Here is a 22342-nt window from a genome sequence, read left to right on the forward strand (position 1 = left end):
ACGGGCCGGGGGCGCGAACCGGGCCGGGGACGCGGAACGGGCCGTCCCCCGCCGCCGGAGCGGAGGGAACGGCCCGTGCGCCGGACGCCCGGCGGTGCTACTTCTCCAGCGGCCCCCGGCCGCGGACGGTGAGGCGGTCGCCCTCCTCGTCCCGCTCGACCACGACGGTGTCCCCGTCGTGCACCGCGCCGGACAGGATCGCCCGGGCCAGCTGGTCGCCGATCGCGGACTGCACCAGCCGGCGCAGCGGGCGGGCGCCGTACGCCGGGTCGTAGCCGGTGAGCGCCAGCCAGTCGCGGGCGGCCTCGGAGACGTCCAGGGTGAGCCGCCGCTCCCGCAGCCGCTCGCCCAGGAGGGCCACCTGGAGGTCGACGATCCGGCTCAGCTCGCCGGTGCCCAGCGGCTCGAAGACCACGATGTCGTCCAGCCGGTTGAGGAACTCCGGCTTGAACGCGGACCGGACGGTGCCCAGCACCAGCTCCCGCTTCTCGGCCTCCGGGGTGGCCGGGTCGACGAGGTACTGCGAGCCCAGGTTGGAGGTGAGGATCAGGATGGCGTTGCGGAAGTCCACCGTGCGGCCCTGGCCGTCGGTGAGCCGCCCGTCGTCCAGCACCTGGAGCAGGACGTCGAAGACCTCCGGGTGCGCCTTCTCCACCTCGTCCAGCAGCACCACGCTGTACGGGCGGCGGCGGACCGCCTCGGTGAGCTGGCCGCCCTCCTCGTAGCCGACGTACCCGGGCGGGGCGCCGACCAGGCGGGAGACCGAGTGCTTCTCGCCGTACTCGCTCATGTCGATCCGGACCATGGCCCGGGCGTCGTCGAACAGGAAGTCGGCCAGGGCCTTGGCGAGTTCGGTCTTGCCGACGCCGGTCGGGCCGAGGAAGAGGAAGGAGCCGGTCGGGCGGTCCGGGTCGGCGATGCCGGAGCGGGTGCGCCGCACCGCGTCCGAGACGGCCTGCACGGCCTCCTTCTGGCCGATCAGGCGGCGGCCCAACTCCTCCTCCATGCGCAGGAGTTTGGCGCTCTCGCCCTCCAGCAGCCGGCCGGCCGGGATGCCCGTCCAGGAGGCGACCACGTCGGCCACGTCGTCCGGGCCGACCTCCTCCTTGACCATCGAGGCGGAGGCGTCCTGGTCGGCGGCCCGCTCCTGGGCGTCGGTGAGCTCCTTCTCGGCGGCCGGGATCTCGGCGTACATCAGCTTGGACGCCCGCTCGAAGTCCCCGTCGCGCTGGGCGCGTTCGAGCGCGCCGTGCAGGTCGTCCAGCCGCCCCTTGAGCTCGCCGACCCGGTTGAGGCTCTTCTTCTCCTGCTCCCAGCGGGCCGTGAGCACGCTCAACTGCTCGTTCCGGTCGGCGAGGTCGCGCCGCAGCCGGGCCAACCGGTCGACCGAGGCCGGGTCCGACTCCTTCTCCAGGGCCAGCTCCTCCATCCGCAACCGGTCGACCGAGCGCTGGAGTTCGTCGATCTCGACCGGGGAGGAGTCGATCTCCATCCGCAGCCGGGAGGCCGCCTCGTCGACCAGGTCGATCGCCTTGTCGGGCAGGAAGCGGGAGGTGATGTAGCGGTTGGACAGGGTGGCCGCGGCGACCAGGGCGGCGTCCGAGATCTGCACCTTGTGGTGCGCCTCGTACCGGCCCTTGAGGCCGCGCAGGATGGCGATCGAGTCCTCCACGCTGGGCTCGCCGACCAGCACCTGCTGGAAGCGGCGCTCCAGGGCCGGGTCCTTCTCGATCCGCTCGCGGTACTCGTCCAGCGTGGTGGCGCCGACCATCCGCAGCTCGCCGCGGGCCAGCATCGGCTTGAGCATGTTGCCCGCGTCCATCGCGGAGTCCCCGCCGGCGCCCGCGCCGACCATGGTGTGCAGCTCGTCGATGAAGGTGACGACCTGGCCGTCGGAGGCCTTGATGTCGTTCAGGACGGCCTTCAGCCGCTCCTCGAACTCGCCGCGGAACTTGGCGCCCGCGACCATCGCGCTGAGGTCCAGCGAGACCAGCCGCTTGCCGCGCAGCGACTCCGGCACGTCGCCGGCCACGATGCGCTGGGCCAGGCCCTCGACCACGGCGGTCTTGCCGACGCCGGGCTCGCCGATCAGCACCGGGTTGTTCTTGGTCCGGCGGGAGAGCACCTGGACCACCCGGCGGATCTCGTGGTCGCGGCCGATCACCGGGTCGAGCTTGCCGTCCCGGGCGGCCTGGGTGAGGTCGGTGCCGTACTTCTCCAGCGCCTTGTAGGTGCCCTCCGGGTCCGGCGAGGTGACCCGGCCGCTGCCCCGGACGTCCTTGAACGCGGCGAGCAGCGCCTTCGGCGTGGCGCCCTGCTGCACCAGCAGCTCGGCCACCTGCCCGCCCTCGGCGGCCAGGCCGACCATCAGGTGCTCGGTGGAGACGTACTGGTCGTCGAGGTCGCTCGCGCGCTTGCCGGCCTCGGTGAGCACCGCGATGGTGTCCCGGGCGAGCTGCGGCGCGGAGACCGTCGAGCCCATCGCGCTGGGCAGCGCGGCCGCCTGGCGGCGGGCCTCGGCGTCGACCCGGGCGACGTCGGCGCCGACCGCCTCCAGCAGGGGCCGGGCGATGCCCTCGGGCTGCTCCAGCAGGGCGATCAGGATGTGCACCGGCCTGACGTCCGGGTTGCCGGCCGTGCCCGCCTGCCGGATCGCGGCGGACAGGGCGTCCTGCGTCTTGGTGGTGAACTTGCTGGCGTCCACTGCTGGGGGGTCCTCCCTGGTCGTCCTTCACTACTGCTACGTACAGCATGCACTAAGTTGAGTCTATTCCGCTCAACCTTTCCCGGACAGGGCTTCTTCAGGCCGGGGGAAGCCGGCGCGCCGCCGGACGCCCGACGGGCCGCCGGGTCAGCCCCAGCAGCTCCCGGGCCGGCCCGCTCGGCCGCTGCCCGGCCGGCCAGACCGCGCGCAGCGGCCGCCGCAGGTCCAGTTCCTCCACCAGCGGCACCTCGACCAGCCGCCGGGTGGCCAGTTCCTCCACCACGGCCAGCTCGCTCAGGCAGACCGGCCCCGCCCCGGTCATCGCCGCCGCCTTCAGCGCGGTCGACGAGGCCAGCTCCATCCGGGGCCGCACCGCGCCCCCGTACGGCTTCAGGGCCGCCTCCAGTACCTCCCGGGTGCCCGAGCCGGGCTCGCGCAGCACCAGCGGGACGGCCGCCAGCTCGGCCCCGGTCAGCGGGGCGCGGCGGCGCGCCCACGGGTGGCCGGGCGCCACCACGACCACCAGCCGGTCCGCCGCCACCACCGCGCCGGCCAGCCCGGGCGGGGTGGACGGGCCCTCGACGAAGCCGAGGTCGGCGTCCCCGGCCAGGACGTGCCCGGCGACCTCCGCCGAGTTCGCGGTCCGCAGCGTCACCGCGGTGCCCGGGCTGGCCTCGGACAGGCCCAGCAGCCAGCCGGGCATCAGGTACTCGGCGACGGTCAGGCTGGCCACCACCCGCAGCTTGGCGTCCCGCCGCTCGCGCAGCGCGTCGATCCCGGCGTCCAGCGCCTGCGCCGCCTCCACCACCTGCCGGGCCCACTCGACCACCAGCCGGCCCGCCTCGGTCGGCCGGCTGCCCCGGGGCGAGCGGTCCAGCAGCGCGACGCCGATCTGCCGCTCCATGCCCTTGATCCGGGCGCTGGCGGTCGGCTGGCTGACGCCCAGCTCGGCCGCCGCCCGTCCGACGCTGCCCAGCCGGGCCACCGCGAGCAGCAGTTCCAGGGCGCCGAGTTCGGGGACGTGCGAGGAGAGGGGCATAGATCCAGGCTATGCCCCCATAGAAGCCCCGGCGCTACCGGCCGCCGGGCCCTCCGGGCGACGGTGGGAGCATGTCCACTCTGGCCGGTATCCGACCCCTCGCCCGCCCCGCCGCCCGCCGCCGGCCCGACCTCGCCCAGCTCGGCCCCAACTGGTACGCCGCCGTGATGGGCACCGCGATCCTGGCGAACGGCGCCGCCGTCCTGCCGGTGCGGCCGCCCGGGCTGACCGGCTTCGGCGAGGTGCTGTGGGCGCTCGCGCTGGCCGCCCTGCTGGTGCTGGCCGGGGCCCGGCTGGTCCACCTCACCCGGCACCGCGAGGCGGCCCGCGCCCAGCTGCTGGACAACCCGGCGACCGCGGTCTTCTACGGCTGCCCGCCGATGGCGCTGCTCTCGGTCGGACTGGGCACCCTGCTGCTCGGCTCCCGGGTCATCGGCACCGGCCCGGCGGTCGCCCTGGACGCGGTGCTGTGGAGCCTCGGCACCGTGTACGCGCTGGCCGTGGCCGGCGGCATCCCGTACCTGATGATCACCCGGCACCGGGTCTCCGCCCTGGAGGCCAACCCGACCTGGCTGCTGCCGGTGGTCGCCCCGCTGGTCGCCTCCGCCTGCGGCCCGGCGCTCGTCCCGCACCTGCCGGCCGGAACGGCCCAGCAGGCCATGCTGTACGGCTGCTGGGCGCTGTTCGGCGTCGGCCTGCTGGCCACCCTGGTGCTGCTGCCGGTGGTGTTCACCGGGCTGTTCCACAGCAGGCTGCCCGCCCTGGCGCTCACCCCCACGCTGTTCCTGGTGCTCGGCCCGCTCGGCCAGTCCGTCACCGCGGTCCACCAGCTCGCCGACGCCGCCCGCCCGGTACTGCCCGCGCTGGCCCCCGCCATGACCGACCTCGCCGAGCTGTACGGCGTGGCGGTGATCGGCGTCGCGATGCTCTGGCTGGCCGTCGCGCTCGCCGCCAACCTGCGGGCCCGCCGGGCCGGGATGCCGTTCGCGATGACCTGGTGGGCGTACACCTTCCCGGTCGGCACCTGCGTCACCGGCGCCTCCGCGCTCGCCCGGCACACCGGCTTCGCGGGCTTCAGCGCGCTGGCCGTCGGCCTCTACCTGCTGCTCGCGTCCGCCTGGGTGCTCGCCGCGGGCGGCACTGCGGCCGGGCTCGCGCGGGGGCGGCTGCTGGCCCGCTGAGAAGCCCGTCGCCCGGGGCGGCCGTCCGCGTGGTGCGGGGCCCGTCCCCGCGCGCGGACGGTACGGCTCAGGAGCACGCCGCGGATGCAGGAACGTGCACGGCCGGGACGACCGCGCACAGCCGCCCGGCGGAAGTGCCGGTCGGCGCCGACTCCCCTTCCAGGCCCGGGTTCCCACCGGAATCCGCCCCACCGCCCGAACCGCCCGCGGCCGCCCCCGGATGCAGATAGCTGCAATTGCGCGAACATGCACTCGGGCGGCACTTGTTCACCGGCCGTCACGCTGTGAGGGTGGAGGCACGCCAAGTCGTCCAGGCAACCGCAGCCTGATGGTGGCGACTCGCTCTTCGAAACTGACCGCAGGTGCGACAACCCGCACCGGTGGAACGGGGGGGAAGGGCGCCGGCCGGGACCATGTGTGGTGATGGCCTCCCGGCCGGACCCGTCGAGGCGTTGCTGCTCCGCCTCGACGGGAGCGCCTTGGCATTGGCGTACCGATGGCGGCCCCCGGACGACCCGGCGTGCGACGGCACCCGGGCCCGGGGGTCCGCCGTCCCACCCGGTACCGTGACCGCCTGATCCATGATCACGCCGTACCGCCCACCGGCACCGCGAGCCCGCCCGGCCCACCGGTGCCGCGGCCCGCGCGGCGAGGAACAGGGGCAGCACCAGGGGAGAGGCGTCCGGCAGGGAGAGTGCGACGTGACGGCGGAACCGGCGGTCACACCGCAGCAGGGACCGGTGGGCGAGGAGCCCGACGAGGCCGCCCGGCAGCTCTACCTGGCCATCATCGCCGAGGGCGGCCGCGTCCCCACCGGCGAGGTCGCGGACGCCGACCGGGGCGCGCTCCAACAGCTCATCGACATCGGCCTGTTGATGGTCAACCGGATGGACCGCTGCTACACCGCCGTCAGCCCGCGCTCGGTCAGCGACCGCCTCGGCGCCGAACTGCGCAGCGAGGCCACCCGGCTGCTGGTCCGCGCGGAGAACCTCCCGGGCGCCCTCGACGGCCTCACCCGGGCCTACGACGCGATGCCCCGGCCGACCGACCGGGCCGGCGGCGCCGTCCACGTCGAGGGGCACGTCCACATCCGCCAGCGGATCTCCCAACTGGTCTCCGACTGCCGCTCCGAGGTCCTCACCGCGCAACCCGGCCACCGGCCCGCCGACACCCTCCAGGTCGCCCTCCTCCAGGACGTCCAACTGCTCCGGCGCGGCTGCTCGCTGCGCACCATCTACCAGCCGGTCGCCCTCGCCGACCCGCCCGCCCTCGCCTACGCCGAGGAGGTCACCCGGCACGGCTCGCTCATCCGGGTGCTCGACGAGCCCTTCCAGCGGCTGATCGTCTTCGACCGGACCGTCGCCGTGATCTCCGCCAACGACGACAACAGCACCGCCGCCTTCATCACCGACCCGGCCACCATCACCTACCTGGTCGGCACCTTCGAACGCGACTGGGCCCGCGCCGACACCGCCGGCGCCGCCGCCCCCGGCCAGACACCCGCCCGCACCATCCCCGACCGGGTCGGCCGGCTGCTCGCCCGCGGCCTCACCCAGCGCGCCGTCGCCACCCGGCTGGGCCTGAGCGAACGCACCGTCGCCGCCCACATCTCCCGGCTGCGCGACCGCTACGGCGCCCAGACCCTCTTCCAACTCGGCTGGCTGATGCGAGGCTCCCGCGATGACCGATGAGCCGGGCCCGGCCGAGCGGGCGCTCTACCTCACCGCCGTCCGGGGCGGCGGCCGACTGCGCCCCGAGGACCTCGCCCCCGCCGACCGCCCCACCCTGGCCGCCCTCGTCGCCCGCGGCCTGCTCACCCCCACCGCCACCGGCTGGACCGCCGCCAGCCCGCGCGCCCTCGGCGACCGGATCGGCCTCGAACTGCGCACCCGCGCCCTCCGCCTGCTACGGCACGCCGAGCGGCTCCCGGGCACCCTCGGGCCACTGGCCCGCGCCTACGACGCCGCCCGCCACCCGGGCGTCGACCTCCCGGCTGTCCACCCCGGTGCAGGCGATCCCGGTACCGGCGATCCCGCGGCCGGCACCGTCGACGACGCCGCCGAAGTCCGCCGGCGGGTCGGCGAACTCGTCTCGGAATGCCGGGAGGAGGTCCTCGCCGCCCAGCCCGGACCGCGTCCCCTCGAAGCCCTCCGGATGGCCCTCGCCCAGGACCTCTCGCTGCTCCGCCGCGGCTGCTCACTGCGCACCGTCTACCAGCCGGTCACCCTCGCCGACCCCGCCGTACGGAGCCAGGTCGCGCTGCGCACCGGGCACGGCGCCCAGGTCCGCGTCCTCGCCGAACCGTACGAGCGGGTACTGGTCTTCGACCGCGCGGTGGCCGTCATCCCCGCCGACGAGGACCGCAACCGGGCCGCCTTCCTCACCGACCCCACCACCGTCGCCTACCTGGTCGCCCAGTTCGAACGCGACTGGGCCCGCGCCACCCCCGCCGACCGCCACCTCGACCCGCCGTCCGTCACCACCGTCCGGATCGGCCGACTGCTCGCCCGCGGCCTCACCCAACGGGCCGTCGCCACCCGGCTCGGCGTGAGCGAACGCACCGTCGCCGCCCACATCTCCCGGCTGCGCGACCGCTACGGCGCCCACAGCCTCTTCCACCTCGGCTGGCAGCTCCGCGGAGAACACCATGACTGACACCCCCGCCACCCCGCTCTCCGCCGCCCTCCCGGACGCCGCCGCCCGCGCCCTCTACCTCGCCGTCCTGCGCGAGGGCGGCCGGGTCCGGTCGGCCGAGGTCGGCGCGGAGGACGGTCCCGCGCTCCGACGGCTGGTGGAACTCGGGCTGCTGGTGCCGCAGTTGCAGGACGCGGCGTACAGCGCGGTCGACCCGCGGGCGGCCACGGAGCGGATCGGCACCGAGATCCGCCGACAGAGCGCCCGCCTGCTCGTGGAGGCCGAGCAACTGCCCGAGCTGATGGGCGAACTGACCCGCGCCTACGACGCGACCCCGAAACGGCGGAGCGGCCCGGCCGGAGTCCGCTACCTCACGGCGAAGGAGGACATCCGGCACGAACTGGAACTGCTGGCCCAGGAGTTCCCCGACGAGACGATGACCGCCCAGCCCGGCGGCCCCCGTCCCGCCGAACTGCTACCCGACTCCCTCGACCGCGCCCGCCGCGTCCACGAGCGCGGTGGCACCGTGCGCTCGCTCTACGAGGCCTCGGCCAGACTGGACCCGCCGACCGTCCGCTTCGCCGCCGAGGTCGCCCTGCTCGGCTGCACCACCCGGATCCTCGCCGTCCCGTTCGCACGCTTCCTGGTCTTCGACCGCACCGTGGCCGTCATCCCGGCCGCTCCCGATCACACCAGCGCCGCCGTGGTCGACGACCCGGCGATGGTGTCCTTCGTGGTGGACACCTTCGAGCAGCTCTGGCAGCGCGCCGAGGGAGTCAACTGGGCTGCCCTGGCCGCCGGTTCCGCCGACTCGCCCAGCCATCAGCAGATCGCCCGACTGCTCGCCCAGGGCCTCACCCAGCGCGCGATCGCCACCCGCCTGGGCCTGGGCGAGCGGACCGTGGCCGGCCACATCGCCCGGCTGCGGGAGCAGTACGACGCCGAGACGCTGTTTCAGCTGGGCTGGCAGATGCGGGGAGCCCACGATGCCTGACGCCGACTTGCCGGACGCCGCCGCCCGGGAGCTCTACCGGGAGATCCTCAGGGACGGCGGCCGCCTCCACGTCGCCGACATCCGTCCCGAGGACGAGCCGACGGTCAGACAACTCGCCGACCTGGGACTGCTCGTCCTCCGCGTCGCCGACAGCGCCTACAGCGCGGTGAACCCCCGGTCCGTGGCCGAGCGCATCGGCGTGGACCTGCGGGAGGAGAGCGCCCGCCTGCTCGCCCGGGCCGCGCTCGTTCCGGATCTGCTGGACGACCTCACCCAGGCCTACGACGCCGCACCGCGTCGGAGCGAGTCGGGTGGAGGCGTCCGTCGGCTGACGGGCATGGCGGAGATCCGGCACCTGGTCTCGCAGTTGGTCAAGGACTATCCGCACGAGGCCCTCGGTGCCCAACCCGGCGGTGCCCGTCCGCCGGAGCACATGAAGGACTCGCTGGAGCAGAGCCGTCGCTACATCGAGGCGGGAGGCGCGATACGCACGATCTTCGAGCCGACGGCCTGCGCCGACATGCCCACCGTCGAGTTCGCGCGAGGGTCGACGCAGGTCGGAGCCCCGATCCGGGTGCTGGACGGGCCGTTCACCCGAACCCTGATCTTCGACCGCACCGTGGCCGTGATCCCGGCGGCCCCCGACAACACGGTCGTCGCCGTCGTGGAGGACCCCGCGATGGTGGCCTACCTCGTAGGGGTCTTCGATCAGCAGTGGGCTCGGGCCACGGTGGTGGACTGGGCAGCCCTGGCCGGTGGCTCCGCCGGACCCGCCGCGCACGAGCAGGTGGGACGCCTACTCGTGCGGGGGCTCACCCAGCGGGCGATCGCGACCCGGTTGAGCCTGGGCGAGCGGACGGTCGCGGCCCACATCGCGCGGCTGCGGGATCAGTACGACGCCGAGACGCTGTTCCAACTGGGCTGGCGGATGCGGGGGGCTCGCGATGTCTGACGCCGACCTGCCGGACGCCGCCGCCCGGGAGCTCTACCGGGAGATCCTCCGGGACGGCGGCCGGCTCCGTGTCAGTGAGGTCCGAGCGCAGGACGAAGCGGGGGTCAGGCAGCTCGCCGACCTCGGCTTCCTGGTTCTGCATGCGGCCGACGGCGTCTACAGCGCGATCAACCCCCGGGCCGTGAGCGAGCGTCTGGGCGCCGACCTACGGGAGGAGAGCAGCCGTCTGCTCGCCAGGGCAGCCAGTCTCCCGGATCTGCTGGAGGACCTCACCCAGGCCTACGACGCGGCTCCGCGTCGTAGGGACGTGGCGAGTGGCGTCCGGCAGGTGGCGGGCATGGTGGAGATCCGGCACCTGCTATCCCAGCTCATCAAGGACTATCCGCACGAATGCCTGACCGCCCAGCCGGGCAGGTTCCATCCTCCGGCTCAGCGGGAGGACAGCCTCGCGCAGACGTGCCGCTACATCGAGCGCGGTGGCTCGGTGCGCACGATCTACCAACCGCAGGCCAGGCTGGACCGGGATCAGGTCGAGTACGCGGCGGAGACCACGAAGCTCGGTTCGCGGATCCGGGTCCTCGACGCGGCCTTCAGCCGGACCCTCATCTTCGACCGAACCGTCGCCCTGATCCCGGCCGCCCCCGACAACAGGGCCGCTGCGGTGGTGGAGGATCCCGCGACCGTCACGTACCTGGTCGGGGTCTTCGAACAACAGTGGCGGCAGGCGCAGGTCGTGGACTGGGTCGACCTGGCGGCCACGTCGACGGAACCCGCCGCCCACGAGCAGGTCGGGCGGCTGCTCGCCCGCGGCCTCACGCAGCGGGCGATCGCCAGCCGGTTGGGGCTGAGCGAACGCACCGTCGCCGGTCACATCGCCCGGCTGCGTGAGCTGTACGACGCGGAGACGCTGTTCCAGTTGGGCTGGCAGATGCGGGGAGCCCGGGCGGGGGAGCCCGGTGGGTAGCCGCTGCTCAGCCGGTGGCGGCGCCGGTCGGCCAGTAGCCGGGGACGGCGGGCTGCTGCCGGGGGACGTTGAACTGCTCGCCGGGGGCGGTCCAGAAGCCCTCGCGCAGGGAGAGCGCCATGCCGGCCCAGTCGAGCGCGGTCTCGACCGTGTGGTTGAGGGCCTCCTGCGACCAGGTGTCGTCGAAGACCAGCGGGAGGACGGGGGCGACCTGCTCGATGGTGGCGATCAGCGGGTTGTGGGTGATGGCCTCGTCGACCAGGAGGACGATCGGCTTGCGCAGCGCGGACGCCCAGCCGAGCTCCAGGCTCACGCCGGCCGAGAGCGGGGCGCCGACGTAGGCGAACACGAGGTCCGCGGACTGGAGGGCGCGGAAGTCGGAGGGGACGCGGGGCTCCGGCGCGCGGCCGGAGATGGTCCAGGCGTCGCTGTGGTGCGCGCTGTACACGGCGGCGCCGCTGCGGAGGAGGGTGGTGCGGAGCGTCGTCAGCCGCGTCCGGCTGGCGAGGGTCACCACGCTGTCGGCCGGCCCGGTCAGTCGCATCAGCGGGGCGGCCAGGAACACACGTGCACGCCGACCCTCAGGGGCCTGGCTGTCGTGGTGACGCAGGTAGGGCTCGGTCATGTCGACTCCGGGGAAAGGCCGACCGGGGGAGTGTGTGTCGGCGATGCGTTGGCTGTGGACCGTTCTGTGGACTGACGCCACCGATGAACGGTTTAGAATTTGACGGTACATTGGCAAGGTGTGGTGTCCTTGCCGGACCATTGGGAGCGAACTGATCGTCCATCGCGGGGCGGTGGCGCGTCCAGAGTTGGCCTGTGTCATCTGGATGACTGGCAGGGAGATGACGCACATCCCGCCCACCGGCGGCAGGCAGTCGCCACCTCTCGCGCAGTTGTATCTGAGCCGTTATCCTGCTCGATGCTTCTAGTGACGGATCTAGGCAGAGAGAGTGAGGGCGTGACCGAAATGCGCCGATTTGTCTGCAAGATAGTGTTTTCGCTGGCTGTCGTCGCCGCGGTGGTCGGTGCGGGCTCGCTCGCGATCGGCGCCGACTCGCAGGACGGGACCGCCGGCAGGGCTGCCGTTGCCATCGCGGACGACATCTCCTGGCAGTGAACGCGGCAGGCGGGGAGCGTGGTCGCGGGGGCGGAATTCTTTGGTGAATTCGTCGAATGCGGGTGGAAGTAGCCGGGCGGTTCAGTCGACGGAGCCCTGAGTCTTTCGGCCGAGCGCGTACCCGAGTTGGAACAGCGAGTCGACCTTGTAGTCGTCCCGCATTTCGGCGATATGTCTCGCCAGTGTCCGTTCGCTGATTCCCAGGCGCCGTGCGATCACCCGGTGGTTGGTGCCTTCGAGCATTTGGTCGATGATCGTCTGGCGCAGGCGGGACACCACTTGCTGGGGTACCGTCCGGTCGCCCTCGAATTCGAGCGCGCGGCTCCAGTACTGCTCGAACACCTCCTTGGCGAGGTAGTCGACGATGGCCGGGTCGTAGATGAAGGCCGCGAGGCTCATGTCGTCGTCGATCGGGATCACGGCCACTCGCCGGTCCATCACGATGAGTCGAGTGTAGGGCTCGTCGAGGGTCCGGTACTGGCCGCCGGCCTGCGCGAGCGTCGCCACGTAATCCCTGGTCGGCTGGTGGTAACGGGTGCTGGCGTGGTAGATCGTCCGCATCCTGGTACCGCTGCTGAGCGTCTTCAGGTCGTAGGCGATCATCCTGGCGAGGAGGTCCGGTTGGCGGGGGCCGCCAGGCTGGAGCGCCAGGGCCTCCTCGAACCCGGAATCTCTGAACTGCTCCAGTCGTTGCCTGATCAGGGCTTTCCCGCGCACATGCTCTATCGAACCCCCGGAGTTATTCGGGGTGTGGAATTCCCGGGCCAGCTCCTGCAGTTCGGATGGGAAGGACACCGCGCGGGACAGGAGTTCCAGCGCCTGGCGCTGCCAGGAATGGCTGAGACTGGTCGAGAGCTGCGCAGGATCGACGGCCACGAGGAAGTCCGCGTCATCGGCGTCGGGGACGAGAAGTCCGAGCCTCACCAGCTCGTCCCGTGCGGAATCATCGGTGTTGGAATTCGGACCCGACGGCAGACTGCCGTCACCCCGGACGACGGCGAGATACAGCTCGCGTGCTTCCGCCGAGAGGATGGTCGAGCCGGCGGCAAGGGGCTGCTCTCGTCCACTCATTCGTGACTCCTTGCCGTTGCAGTGCTACCTGCGTTCCATCAGCGCTGACGCTGGACGATTTTTAGCATGCCAGATCCATTGGGCCCCGGAGAGGGACGGCGACCGCACTCTCTCACCACACGGCAGCCGCCGGCACCCCCCGAGAGGAGGGGCCGGCGGCCGGTGGGTGCCCGGTCAGCGCTTGGGGCGCCAGACGACGAGGGCGCTGGACTGCGGGGTGGGGGGCTGGTACGGGACGAGGTCGCGGCGGTAGGAGGCGTGGACGGCGGCCTCGCGCTGCTGGAGGGCGGTGGCGGCGCCTTCCAGGGAGTCGACCAGTTCCGTGACGCGGGACTGGAGGGCGGTGACCTGGTTCTCCAGCTCGATGATCCGCTTGATGCCCGCCAGGTTGATGCCCTCGTCCTGGGAGAGCCGCTGGACCTCGCGCAGTTGCTGGATGTCGCGTGCGGAGTAGCGGCGGCCGCGGCCGGCGGTGCGGTCGGGGCAGACCAGGCCGAGGCGGTCGTACTGGCGCAGGGTCTGCGGGTGCAGGCCGGACAGTTCGGCGGCCACGGAGATGACGTACACCGGGGTGTCCTCGGTGAGGACGTACGGCGGCGGGGACGCGGCGGCGCGGCGGGTGCGGCGGGGGCCGGTGCCGGGCAGGCCTTCGCCGAGGCCGGGGCCGATCGGGGTGTCGGGGTCGATCGGGTTCATCGGGGACATCTGGTCGTCACGCTCCCTTCGCCGCCCGGAAGAGGGCGGCGCGCGGATCGTCGGAGGCGGTGGCCTCGCGGTACTGCTCGAGGGCGTTCAGCGCGTCGCCGGTGACGTGCTGCGGCACCACGACCTCGACGGTGACGAGGAGGTCGCCGCGGGTGCCGTCCTTGCGGGTGGCGCCCTTGCCGCGGGCGCGCATGGTGAGGCCGTTGGCGCTGCCCGGGGGCAGCTTGAGCTTCACGGCGGGGCCGTTCAGCGTGGGCACCTCGATGGTGGCGCCGAGCGTGGCCTCGGGGAAGGTGACCGGCACGGTGACGGTGAGGTTGTCGCCCTTGCGGCCGAAGACGGGGTGGGGGTCGACGTGCACGGTGACGTAGAGGTCGCCGGGCTGTCCGCCGCGCTCGCCCTGTGCGCCCTTGCCCTTGAGCCGGATGCGCTGGTCGGCCTGGACGCCGGCCGGGATGCGGACCTGCATGGTGCGGGCCGAGCTGGCCCGGCCGCTGCCGTGGCAGTCGGTGCACGGGTCGTCGACGATCATGCCCCGGCCGCGGCAGTCCTTGCACGGCTCGGAGAGCGCGAAGGCGCCCTGGCCGCGGCTGACGGTGCCCGCGCCGACGCAGGTCGGGCAGACCCGCGGGGTGGTGCCGGTCTTGGCGCCGGTGCCGTTGCAGCTGCGGCAGGGGGCCTGGCTGGTCATCCGCAGCGGGACGGTCGCGCCGTCCACCGCCTCCTCGAAGGAGAGCGTCACCTCGGTCTCGACGTCGGCGCCGCGCCGGGGCTGGGCCTGCCGGGTGCCGCCGCGGTTGAAGAGGCCGCCGAAGACGTCGCCGATGCCGCCCCCGCTGCCGGCGCCGCCCTGGCTGCCGCTGAAGAGGTCGCCGAAGTCGAAGCTGTAGCTGCCGGTGCCGCCGGGGCCGCCGCCGGCCCGGAAGCCGCCGTTGGCGAAGAGGCTGCGGGCCTCGTCGTACTCCTTGCGGCGCTTCTCGTCGGAGAGGACGTCGTACGCCTCGGAGATGTCCTTGAACCGCTCCTCGGCCTTGGCGTCACCCTTGTTGGCGTCGGGGTGGAACTCGCGCGCGAGCTTGCGGTAGGTCTTCTTGATCTCGGTGGCGGTGGCGTCCTTGGGCACGCCGAGGACCTTGTAGTAGTCCTTCTCGACAAAGTCCTTGCCACTCATGGCGTACGCCACCTCCCGATGTCCATCGTCACTGAGCTGTCAACAGCGGCTGCGAGCACGACTGCTGACAGCGCGCTGCGGAGCCGGCCGCCGTACTGGCCGGCGTACGACTCCGCAGCGCACTGGTTGTCACCCGTCACAGGTTGTCAGCTGTCCGAGCCACCGTCGGACTTGTCCGCGTCGGCGGACTTGGCCTCGGCGTCCGTGGACGCCTGGCTGCCGGGCTGGGGCTCGGCGACGGCCACCATCGCCGGGCGGATGATCCGCTCGCCGATGCGGTAGCCGGGCTGGAGGACCTGGACACAGGTGTCCTCGGTGACGTCCGAGGAGTAGCTGTGCATCAGGGCCTCGTGCATGGTCGGGTCGAAGGGCTCGCCCTCCTTGCCGAACTGCTGCAGACCCAGCTTGGCGACGACCGTCTCCAGCGACTCGGCGACGGACTTGAAGCCGCCGGTGACCTCGCCGTGCTCGCGGGCGCGGCCGATGTCGTCCAGGACCGGGATCAGCGACTCCAGGATGTTGGAGACGGCGATCTCGCGGACGGTCAGCCGGTCGCGCTCGACCCGCTTGCGGTAGTTCTGGTACTCGGCCTGGAGGCGCTGCAGGTCACCGGTGCGCTCGGCGAGCTCGCGCTTGGCGGCGGCGAGACCCTCCGAACCGGACTCCCCGCTGCCGGCCGCGGCGGCCTCCTCGGCAGCCTTGATCACGGCCTCTTCGGCGGCGGAGTCGTCGCCGGGCTTGCCGCCCTGCGGCTTGTCCGTCATGCCGCACCGCCCTTGGGCTTCTCGTCGTCCACGATCTCGGCGTCGACGACGTCGTCGTCCTTGGCCTGGGCGGAGTCACCGGAGGGGGCGGCACCGGCGGTGGCGTCGGCGTTGGCGTACAGCGCCTGGCCGAGCTTCTGCGCGGTGGTGGAGACCTTCTCCGAGGCCTCGCGGATCTTCGCGATGTCCTCGCCCTTCAGGGCCTCCTTGAGCTCGCCGATGGCGGTCTCGACCTCGGTCTTGACGTCGCCCGGCAGCTTGTCGGCGTTGTCGGCGATGAACTTCTCGGTCGAGTAGACGAGCTGCTCGGCGGAGTTGCGCGTCTCGACGGCCTCGCGGCGCTTGTGGTCGTCCTCGGCGTACTGCTCGGCCTCGCGGCGCATGCGGTCGACCTCGTCCTTCGGCAGCGAGGAGCCGCCGGTGACGGTCATCTTCTGCTCCTTGCCGGTGCCGAGGTCCTTGGCGCCGACGTGCATGATGCCGTTGGCGTCGATGTCGAAGGTGACCTCGATCTGCGGCAGGCCGCGCGGCGCCGGCGGCAGGCCGGTCAGCTCGAACATGCCGAGCTTCTTGTTGTACGCCGCGATCTCGCGCTCGCCCTGGTAGACCTGGATCTGCACGGACGGCTGGTTGTCCTCGGCCGTGGTGAAGATCTCGGAGCGCTTGGTCGGGATCGTGGTGTTGCGCTCGATCAGCTTGGTCATGATGCCGCCCTTGGTCTCGATGCCGAGGGACAGCGGGGTGACGTCGAGCAGCAGGACGTCCTTGACCTCGCCCTTCAGGACACCGGCCTGGAGCGCGGCGCCGATGGCGACGACCTCGTCCGGGTTGACGCCCTTGTTGGCGTCCTGGCCGCCGGTCAGCTCCTTGACGAGCTCGGCGACGGCCGGCATGCGGGTCGAGCCGCCGACGAGGACGACGTGGTCGATCTCGGACAGCGAGATGCCGGCGTCCTTGATGACGTTGTGGAACGGGACCTTGCAGCGCTCCAGCAGGTCCGCGGTCAGCTGCTGGAACTGGGCGCGGGTGAGCTTCTCGTCCAGGTGCAGCGGGCCCTCGGCGGAGGCCGTGATGTACGGCAGGTTGATCGAGGTCTCGGAGGACGAGGACAGCTCGATCTTGGCCTTCTCGGCGGCCTCGCGCAGACGCTGGAGGGCCATCTTGTCCTTGGACAGGTCGACGCCGTGGCCGCCCTGGAAGACCTTGACCAGGTGGTCGACGACGCGCTGGTCCCAGTCGTCGCCACCGAGGTGGTTGTCACCGTTGGTGGCCTTCACCTCGACGACCCCGTCGCCGATCTCCAGCAGGGAGACGTCGAAGGTGCCGCCGCCGAGGTCGAAGACCAGGATGGTCTGGTCGTCCTTGTCCAGGCCGTACGCCAGGGCGGCCGCGGTCGGCTCGTTGACGATGCGCAGGACGTTCAGGCCCGCGATCTCGCCGGCCTCCTTGGTGGCCTGGCGCTCCGAGTCGTTGAAGTACGCCGGGACGGTGATGACGGCGTCGGTGACCGTCTCGCCCAGGTACGCCTCGGCGTCCCGCTTCAGCTTCTGCAGCACGAAGGCCGAGATCTGCTGGGGGTTGAAGTCCTTGCCATCGATGTTGATCTTCCACCCGGTGCCCATGTGGCGCTTGACCGAGCGGATGGTGCGGTCGACGTTGGTGACCGCCTGGCGCTTGGCCACCTCGCCGACGAGGACCTCGCCGTTCTTGGCGAAGGCGACGACGGACGGCGTGGTCCGAGCGCCCTCGGCGTTCGTGATGACGGTGGGCTCGCCACCCTCCAGAACGCTGACGACCGAGTTCGTCGTACCGAGGTCGATGCCGACCGCGCGTGCCATCGTAGATACCTCCACGGAAGAGTTGAGCTTTACAGGCTCAAGGATGCACGACCCGGTGGACGGAGTCAACAGCTATGAGCGCTGATCGCTCAACTTTGCTGAGCGATGGGGTGGAGTGGGCGCGCCACGCCGGGGCGGGGGTGCGGCCACGTGACTGCCGCCATAGCTTGGGAATCTTCTGGACGACGGTCGGTCACCGGTAATGTCCGGGCCGTCGGCCCGGCAAGTTACCGACCAGTACACTCAGTTCCCAAGACCGTGTAACGCAGAGCCTGCTCAACCGCAAAGCCGCAGGAGACGGAGAGCCGATGCAGCTAGCAGCGATCGTCATCTCGCTGGTCACATTCGTGATCGGCACCGCGCTCGCCGCCCGTGCGGCGCTGTACATCTACAAGGTGGTCCGCACCGGTGCGCCGGACTCCACCCGCTTCGGGCAGCCCGCCCAGCGGGTGAAGACCGTCGCGACCGAGTTCGTCGGCCACACCAGGATGAACCGCTGGGGGATCGTCGGCATCGCCCACTGGTTCGTGGCGGTCGGCTTCTTCAGCCTGGTGCTGACCATCGTCAACGCCTTCGGCCAGCTCTTCGACGCCGACTTCGCGCTGCCGATCATCGGCCACTGGATGATCTGGCAGCTCTTCGTCGAGCTGGTCGGCACCCTGACCACGCTGGGCATCGCCGTCCTGATCGTGATCCGGCTGATGAGCCTGCCGTCCCGGTCCGGCCGCAAGTCCCGGTTCGCCGGCTCGATCGCCTGGCAGGCCTTCTACGTCGAGTACACGATCCTCGGCATCGGCCTGTGCATCCTGATGCTGCGCGGCCTGGAGGGCGCCCTCAACGGCGTCGACTCGTACGGGCCGGAGCACCTGGTCTCGTACCCGCTGGTCTCCGCGCTGGGCGGCCTGTCGCACGGCACGCTGGAGAACCTGATCTACCTGTTCGCGATGCTGAAGATCTGCATCTCGTTCGCGTGGGCGACCACCATCGGCCTCAACCCCTCGATGGGCGTGGCCTGGCACCGTTTCCTCGGCTTCTTCAACATCTACTTCAAGCGCGAGGAGGACGGCGGCACCGCGCTCGGCGCCCTCCGTCCGATGACCTCGGGCGGCCAGCCGATCGACTTCGAGGACCCGGCCGAGGACGCCGTCTTCGGCGTCTCCCAGGTCGAGCACTTCTCCTGGAAGGGCATCCTCGACTTCTCCACCTGCACCGAGTGCGGCCGCTGCCAGTCGCAGTGCCCGGCCTGGAACACCGGCAAGCCGCTCTCGCCGAAGCTGCTGATCATGAGCCTGCGCGAGCACGCCTACGGCAAGGCGCCGTACCTGCTGGCCGGCGGCGGCAAGGACATGGAGGGCGAGGAGCGGGCCACCTCCGAGCAGCTCAAGGACGTCCCGGCGGCCGCCCTGGCCGAGGCCGAGCGCCCGCTGATCGGCACCGCCGAGGCCCCTGACTCCGGTGGTTTGGGCGGCGTCATCGACCCGGACGTGCTGTGGTCCTGCACCACCTGCGGCGCCTGCGTCGAGCAGTGCCCGGTGGACATCGAGCACATCGACCACATCGTCGACATGCGCCGCTACCAGGTGATGATCGAGTCCTCGTTCCCGACCGAGGCCGGGACGATGCTCAAGAACCTGGAGAACAAGGGCAACCCGTGGGGCATGGCCACCAAGGCCCGCCTGGACTGGGTCAAGGAGCTCAAGAAGGAGACCGGCATCGAGGTGCCGGTGATCGGCGAGGACATCGACCCCGCCGAGGTCGAGTACCTCTACTGGGTCGGCTGCGCCGGCGCCCTGGAGGACCGCGCCAAGAAGACCACCAAGGCCTTCGCCGAGCTGCTGCACACCGCGGGCGTGAAGTTCGCGATCCTCGGCAAGGAGGAGTCCTGCACCGGTGACTCCGCCCGCCGCCTGGGCAACGAGTTCCTGTTCCAGATGCTCGGCGCGCAGAACGTGGAGACGCTGAACGCGGCCCTGGAGGACGCCCCGGTCAAGCGGATCGTGGCCACCTGCCCGCACTGCTTCAACACCATCGCCAACGAGTACCCGCAGCTGGGCGGCCACTTCGAGGTCATCCACCACACCCAGCTGCTGCAGCACCTCATCGACGAGGGCAAGCTGATCCCGGTCAACCCGGTCGAGGGCCTGATCACCTACCACGACCCCTGCTACCTGGGCCGCCACAACAAGGTCTACAGCCCGCCGCGCGAGATCATGGACAAGGTCCCCGGTCTGCGCCAGCAGGAGATGCACCGGCACAAGGAGCGCGGCTTCTGCTGCGGCGCCGGCGGTGCCCGGATGTGGATGGAGGAGCGCATCGGCAAGCGGATCAACACCGAGCGCGTGGACGAGGCGCTGTCGCTCGACCCGGACATCGTCTCCACCGCCTGCCCGTTCTGCCTGGTGATGCTCTCCGACTCGGTCAACGGCAAGAAGAACGAGGGCGCGGCCAAGGAGCACCTGAAGGTGGTCGACGTGGCCCAGCTGCTGCTCGACTCGGTGAAGGCCCTCCCGCCGACCGGGGACGAGGAGCAGCCCGCGACGGTGGACGCCTGACCGGCGCCGACGAGCCCGCTGTTCGACAGTTCTGCAACAACTGCCCGGCCCGGTGGACGCCGCGAACGCGCCCGCCGGGCCGGGCTTTCGGTCGCTCCGGACGGCCCGCCCCGGTACGGCGGGCGTACGGGGGGTGACGGCAATCGCACAGGCGCCGGACGGGCATTCGGTCGGAAGCAAATACAGTAGGCCCGGACCGGCTTCGTGCCGGTCGACCCGTTCCGGACGGAAGCCCCGGGCGGGTGGCGACCCGCGCCGGCCGCACGGCCGGGTCCAGACCGACGACGAGGTGTCGGCCCGCCGGGCCGGGCCGCAGAGACCACAAGGGGAACAGCGCAGACCATGACCGAGGCGATCATGCTGGTCGGTGGTAAGGGCACGCGACTGCGTCCGCTGACCACCCACACCCCCAAGCCGATGCTGCCGGTGGCAGGCGTCCCGTTCATCGCGCACCAGTTGGCCCGCGCGGCCGCCGCCGGCGTCACCCGCGTCGTGCTGGCCACCTCGTACCTGGCCGAGGTGTTCGAGGACCACTTCCAGGACGGCACCCCGTACGGCATCGAGCTCGTCTACCTGACCGAGCGCGAGCCGCTGGGCACCGGCGGGGCGATCCGCAACGCCGCCTCCGGCCTGACCTGCGGCCCGGACGAACCGGTCCTGGTCTTCAACGGCGACATCCTCTCCGGCGTCGACATCGCCGCCCTGCGCGACGGCCACGTGGCCGCCGGGGCCGACGTCACCCTGCACCTGACCCGGGTCGAGGACCCGCGGGCCTTCGGCCTCGTCCCGACCGACGAGGACGGGCGGGTGCTGGAGTTCCTGGAGAAGCCGGAGACCCCGGAGCAGATCGTCACCGACCAGATCAACGCCGGCTGCTACGTCTTCACCCGGTCCGTGATCGACCGCATCCCGACCGGCCGCGAGGTGTCCGTCGAGCGCGAGACCTTCCCCGAACTGCTGGCCACCGGCGCGCTGCTGCGCGGCGTCGTCGACACCTCGTACTGGCTGGACCTGGGCACCCCGGCGGCCTTCGTCCGCGGCTCGGCCGACCTGGTGCTCGGCAAGGTCGACTCCCCGGCCGTCCCCGGCCCGACCGGCGACGCCCTGCTGCTGCCCGGCGCCACCGTCCACCCGGGCGCGGTGCTCAGCGGCGGCACCGTGGTCGCCGAGGACGCGGTGGTCGAGGCCGGCGCGATCGTCGAGGGCAGCGTGATCCTGCCCGGCGCGGTGATCGGCCCGGACACCCTGGTCAAGGACTCGATCGTGGGCGCCTTCGCCACCGTCGGCGACCGCTCGGCGCTGGACGGCGCGGTGATCGGCGACGGCGCGATCGTGGAGTCGGACAACGAGCTGCCGAACGGCATCCGGATCGCCTGCGGCACCCTGCTGCCGGTCGGCGCCGTCCGCACCTCGGCCGGCCCGGGCGGCTGCCCGGCCGGCACCAGCGCGGCCGCGGCGGTGCACGGGCCGTCGGTCGGCGCACAGCGGTAGCCACCCCGCGCCCCGCGGGTTTTCGGCCCCGTTCGTCTCAGCCTCGCTGCAAACCGGCCCCGGCTTCGTCCGGGGCCGCCGCGGGCCGGGCCGGACGGGTACCTTCGGACCGTGGCTGGTAATCGATACGACAACGGTCAGGGCGCGGACCGTCCGCGCGGCGGGTGGTCGGCCCCTCCGCCGCCGTCCGCGCCCGGGGGGCACGGGGGGACGGACGGGCCGGAGTACTTCACGGCCCCGCACGCGGCGGCGCCCGGCGGGCCCGGCGGCGCGCCCGGCGGTCCGGGCACGCCCGGTGGTCCCGGCACGCCCGGCGGCCCCGGGCAGACGGCGGGGGACGGGTACGACCCGTACGCGGCGGACCGGCCCGGCAGCACCCGGGCCTTCCCCGTCGGCGACCCGTACGCGGCCGGCGGTCCGTACCAGGGACAGCCGCCGTACCAGGGGCACCCCGGCCAGGAGCACGGCTACTACGACGACAGCCACGGGCCGCAGCCGCCCTACGGCCCCGACCAGGGCTACGGCCCCGAGCAGGGCTACGACCAGCAGCCGTACGGCCAGGACAACGTCGCCGTCTACCGGGCCGGCGGCCAGTCCGCCCCGCACGTCGCCGGGCCCCGACCGCACTGGCGCGAACTGTTCACCGGCCTGTTCCGCAGCCCGACCGCGGTCTTCGACCGCACCCGCGACCACCAGGTCTGGCTGCCCGCGCTCACCGTCTCGCTGCTGTACGGCGCGCTCGCGGTGCTCGGCATCGGGCTGACCCACGACGACATCGTCAACTCGACCTTCACCGTGGCGCTGACCGGCATCCTCGCCGCCGCCATCGGCTTCACCGTGGCCGGCGCGCTCTTCGGCGGGGTCACCTACGCGATGGCCCGCCAGCTGGGCGGCGACGGCCCGTGGAAGGCGACCGTCGGCCTGGCCGCGCTGATCGGCTGGCTCACCGACGCGCCCCGGCTGCTGCTCGACCTGGTGCTGCCCTCCGGCAGTGCCGTCGTCCAGGTCGTCGGCTGGGCCACCTGGATGCTCTGCGCGTACCTGCTGACCAGCATGGTCCGGCGGCTGCACGACCTGCCCTGGGGCAAGGCCGCAGCCGCCTCGGCGATACAGCTGGTGGCGCTGCTGGTGCTGATCAAGCTGCCGACGCTGGGCTGAGCCG

Annotated in this window: 17 protein-coding genes and 1 pseudogene; 10 read left to right on the forward strand and 8 right to left on the reverse strand. The window is 72.3% G+C overall.

All coding sequences use genetic code 11. The annotated features are described in order from the left end of the window. Positions 1-97: 97 nt before the first annotated feature. On the reverse strand, positions 98-2704 hold the full coding sequence (gene clpB / locus ACFVXH_RS10840) for an ATP-dependent chaperone ClpB (protein ID WP_049650413.1): 2607 nt from the start codon (positions 2702-2704) through the stop codon (positions 98-100). A gap of 97 nt (positions 2705-2801) precedes the next feature. Then, entirely contained in the window at positions 2802-3743 is a 942-nt protein-coding gene (locus tag ACFVXH_RS10845) for a LysR family transcriptional regulator (protein ID WP_387822232.1), read from the reverse strand. A 71-nt stretch (positions 3744-3814) separates the two neighbouring features. Here ACFVXH_RS10845 and ACFVXH_RS10850 point away from each other — a divergent pair, with 71 nt between their 5' ends. From ACFVXH_RS10850 to ACFVXH_RS10875, 6 genes are all read left to right on the forward strand, one after another. Then, the gene (locus ACFVXH_RS10850; protein ID WP_387822235.1) at positions 3815-4924 is read left to right on the forward strand and encodes a TDT family transporter; all 1110 of its coding nucleotides are present in this window, start codon (positions 3815-3817) and stop codon (positions 4922-4924) included. Between the two features lie 701 nt (positions 4925-5625). Next, positions 5626-6615 carry a LuxR C-terminal-related transcriptional regulator gene (locus tag ACFVXH_RS10855; protein ID WP_049650416.1) on the forward strand — a complete coding sequence of 330 codons (990 nt, stop codon included), beginning with the start codon at positions 5626-5628 and terminating at the stop codon, positions 6613-6615. Continuing rightward, positions 6605-7579 (forward strand): LuxR C-terminal-related transcriptional regulator, encoded by a 975-nt coding sequence (locus tag ACFVXH_RS10860; RefSeq protein ID WP_387822239.1) that lies wholly within the window; start codon positions 6605-6607, stop codon positions 7577-7579. The genes ACFVXH_RS10855 and ACFVXH_RS10860 overlap by 11 nt, the downstream gene beginning before the upstream one ends. Continuing rightward, complete coding sequence (locus tag ACFVXH_RS10865; protein WP_387822242.1) at positions 7572-8552, forward strand: helix-turn-helix domain-containing protein; 981 nt, start codon at positions 7572-7574, stop codon at positions 8550-8552. The genes ACFVXH_RS10860 and ACFVXH_RS10865 overlap by 8 nt, the downstream gene beginning before the upstream one ends. After that, entirely contained in the window at positions 8545-9504 is a 960-nt protein-coding gene (locus ACFVXH_RS10870) for a hypothetical protein (RefSeq protein ID WP_074001857.1), read from the forward strand. The genes ACFVXH_RS10865 and ACFVXH_RS10870 overlap by 8 nt, the downstream gene beginning before the upstream one ends. Next, positions 9497-10468 (forward strand): LuxR C-terminal-related transcriptional regulator, encoded by a 972-nt coding sequence (locus ACFVXH_RS10875; protein WP_074001856.1) that lies wholly within the window; start codon positions 9497-9499, stop codon positions 10466-10468. The genes ACFVXH_RS10870 and ACFVXH_RS10875 overlap by 8 nt, the downstream gene beginning before the upstream one ends. A 7-nt stretch (positions 10469-10475) precedes the next feature. Here the strand turns inward: ACFVXH_RS10875 and ACFVXH_RS10880 are convergent, their stop codons facing one another. Continuing rightward, positions 10476-11093 carry a hypothetical protein gene (locus ACFVXH_RS10880; RefSeq protein WP_143204511.1) on the reverse strand — a complete coding sequence of 206 codons (618 nt, stop codon included), beginning with the start codon at positions 11091-11093 and terminating at the stop codon, positions 10476-10478. A 336-nt stretch (positions 11094-11429) separates the two neighbouring features. On the opposite strand from ACFVXH_RS10880, the gene ACFVXH_RS10885 reads away from it, so the two are divergent. Next, the gene (locus ACFVXH_RS10885) at positions 11430-11588 is read left to right on the forward strand and encodes a hypothetical protein (protein ID WP_158077685.1); all 159 of its coding nucleotides are present in this window, start codon (positions 11430-11432) and stop codon (positions 11586-11588) included. Positions 11589-11669: 81 nt separating this feature from the next. On the opposite strand, the gene ACFVXH_RS10890 is transcribed toward ACFVXH_RS10885, so the two are convergent. The 5 genes from ACFVXH_RS10890 to dnaK form a co-directional block, all read right to left on the reverse strand. Continuing rightward, positions 11670-12659: a helix-turn-helix domain-containing protein gene (locus ACFVXH_RS10890; RefSeq protein WP_074001855.1), complete on the reverse strand. Its 990-nt coding sequence runs from the start codon at positions 12657-12659 to the stop codon at positions 11670-11672. Positions 12660-12833: 174 nt separating this feature from the next. Further along, the gene (locus ACFVXH_RS10895) at positions 12834-13364 is read right to left on the reverse strand and encodes a heat shock protein transcriptional repressor HspR (RefSeq protein ID WP_304414261.1); all 531 of its coding nucleotides are present in this window, start codon (positions 13362-13364) and stop codon (positions 12834-12836) included. Between the two features lie 7 nt (positions 13365-13371). After that, positions 13372-14535 (reverse strand): molecular chaperone DnaJ, encoded by a 1164-nt coding sequence (gene dnaJ / locus ACFVXH_RS10900; RefSeq protein WP_049650429.1) that lies wholly within the window; start codon positions 14533-14535, stop codon positions 13372-13374. A 146-nt stretch (positions 14536-14681) separates the two neighbouring features. Next, positions 14682-15299, reverse strand: coding sequence for a nucleotide exchange factor GrpE (gene grpE, locus ACFVXH_RS10905; RefSeq protein ID WP_049650422.1), 618 nt, complete (start codon positions 15297-15299; stop codon positions 14682-14684). After that, a complete protein-coding gene (dnaK, locus tag ACFVXH_RS10910) occupies positions 15296-17137 on the reverse strand; it encodes a molecular chaperone DnaK (protein ID WP_074001854.1) in 1842 nt (613 codons plus the stop codon). The genes grpE and dnaK overlap by 4 nt, the downstream gene beginning before the upstream one ends. Positions 17138-17445: 308 nt before the next feature. On the opposite strand from dnaK, the gene ACFVXH_RS10915 reads away from it, so the two are divergent. From ACFVXH_RS10915 to ACFVXH_RS10925, 3 genes and pseudogenes are all read left to right on the forward strand, one after another. Next, the gene (locus tag ACFVXH_RS10915; protein WP_387822249.1) at positions 17446-19689 is read left to right on the forward strand and encodes a (Fe-S)-binding protein; all 2244 of its coding nucleotides are present in this window, start codon (positions 17446-17448) and stop codon (positions 19687-19689) included. Between the two features lie 342 nt (positions 19690-20031). Then, positions 20032-21105, forward strand: a pseudogene (locus ACFVXH_RS10920) (sugar phosphate nucleotidyltransferase); the annotation flags it as partial. A gap of 186 nt (positions 21106-21291) precedes the next feature. Continuing rightward, complete coding sequence (locus ACFVXH_RS10925) at positions 21292-22338, forward strand: Yip1 family protein (protein ID WP_387822252.1); 1047 nt, start codon at positions 21292-21294, stop codon at positions 22336-22338. Positions 22339-22342: the final 4 nt, after the last annotated feature.

The organism is Kitasatospora sp. NPDC058184 (genome assembly GCF_042883725.1).
In the GTDB taxonomy this organism is placed as follows: domain Bacteria; phylum Actinomycetota; class Actinomycetes; order Streptomycetales; family Streptomycetaceae; genus Kitasatospora.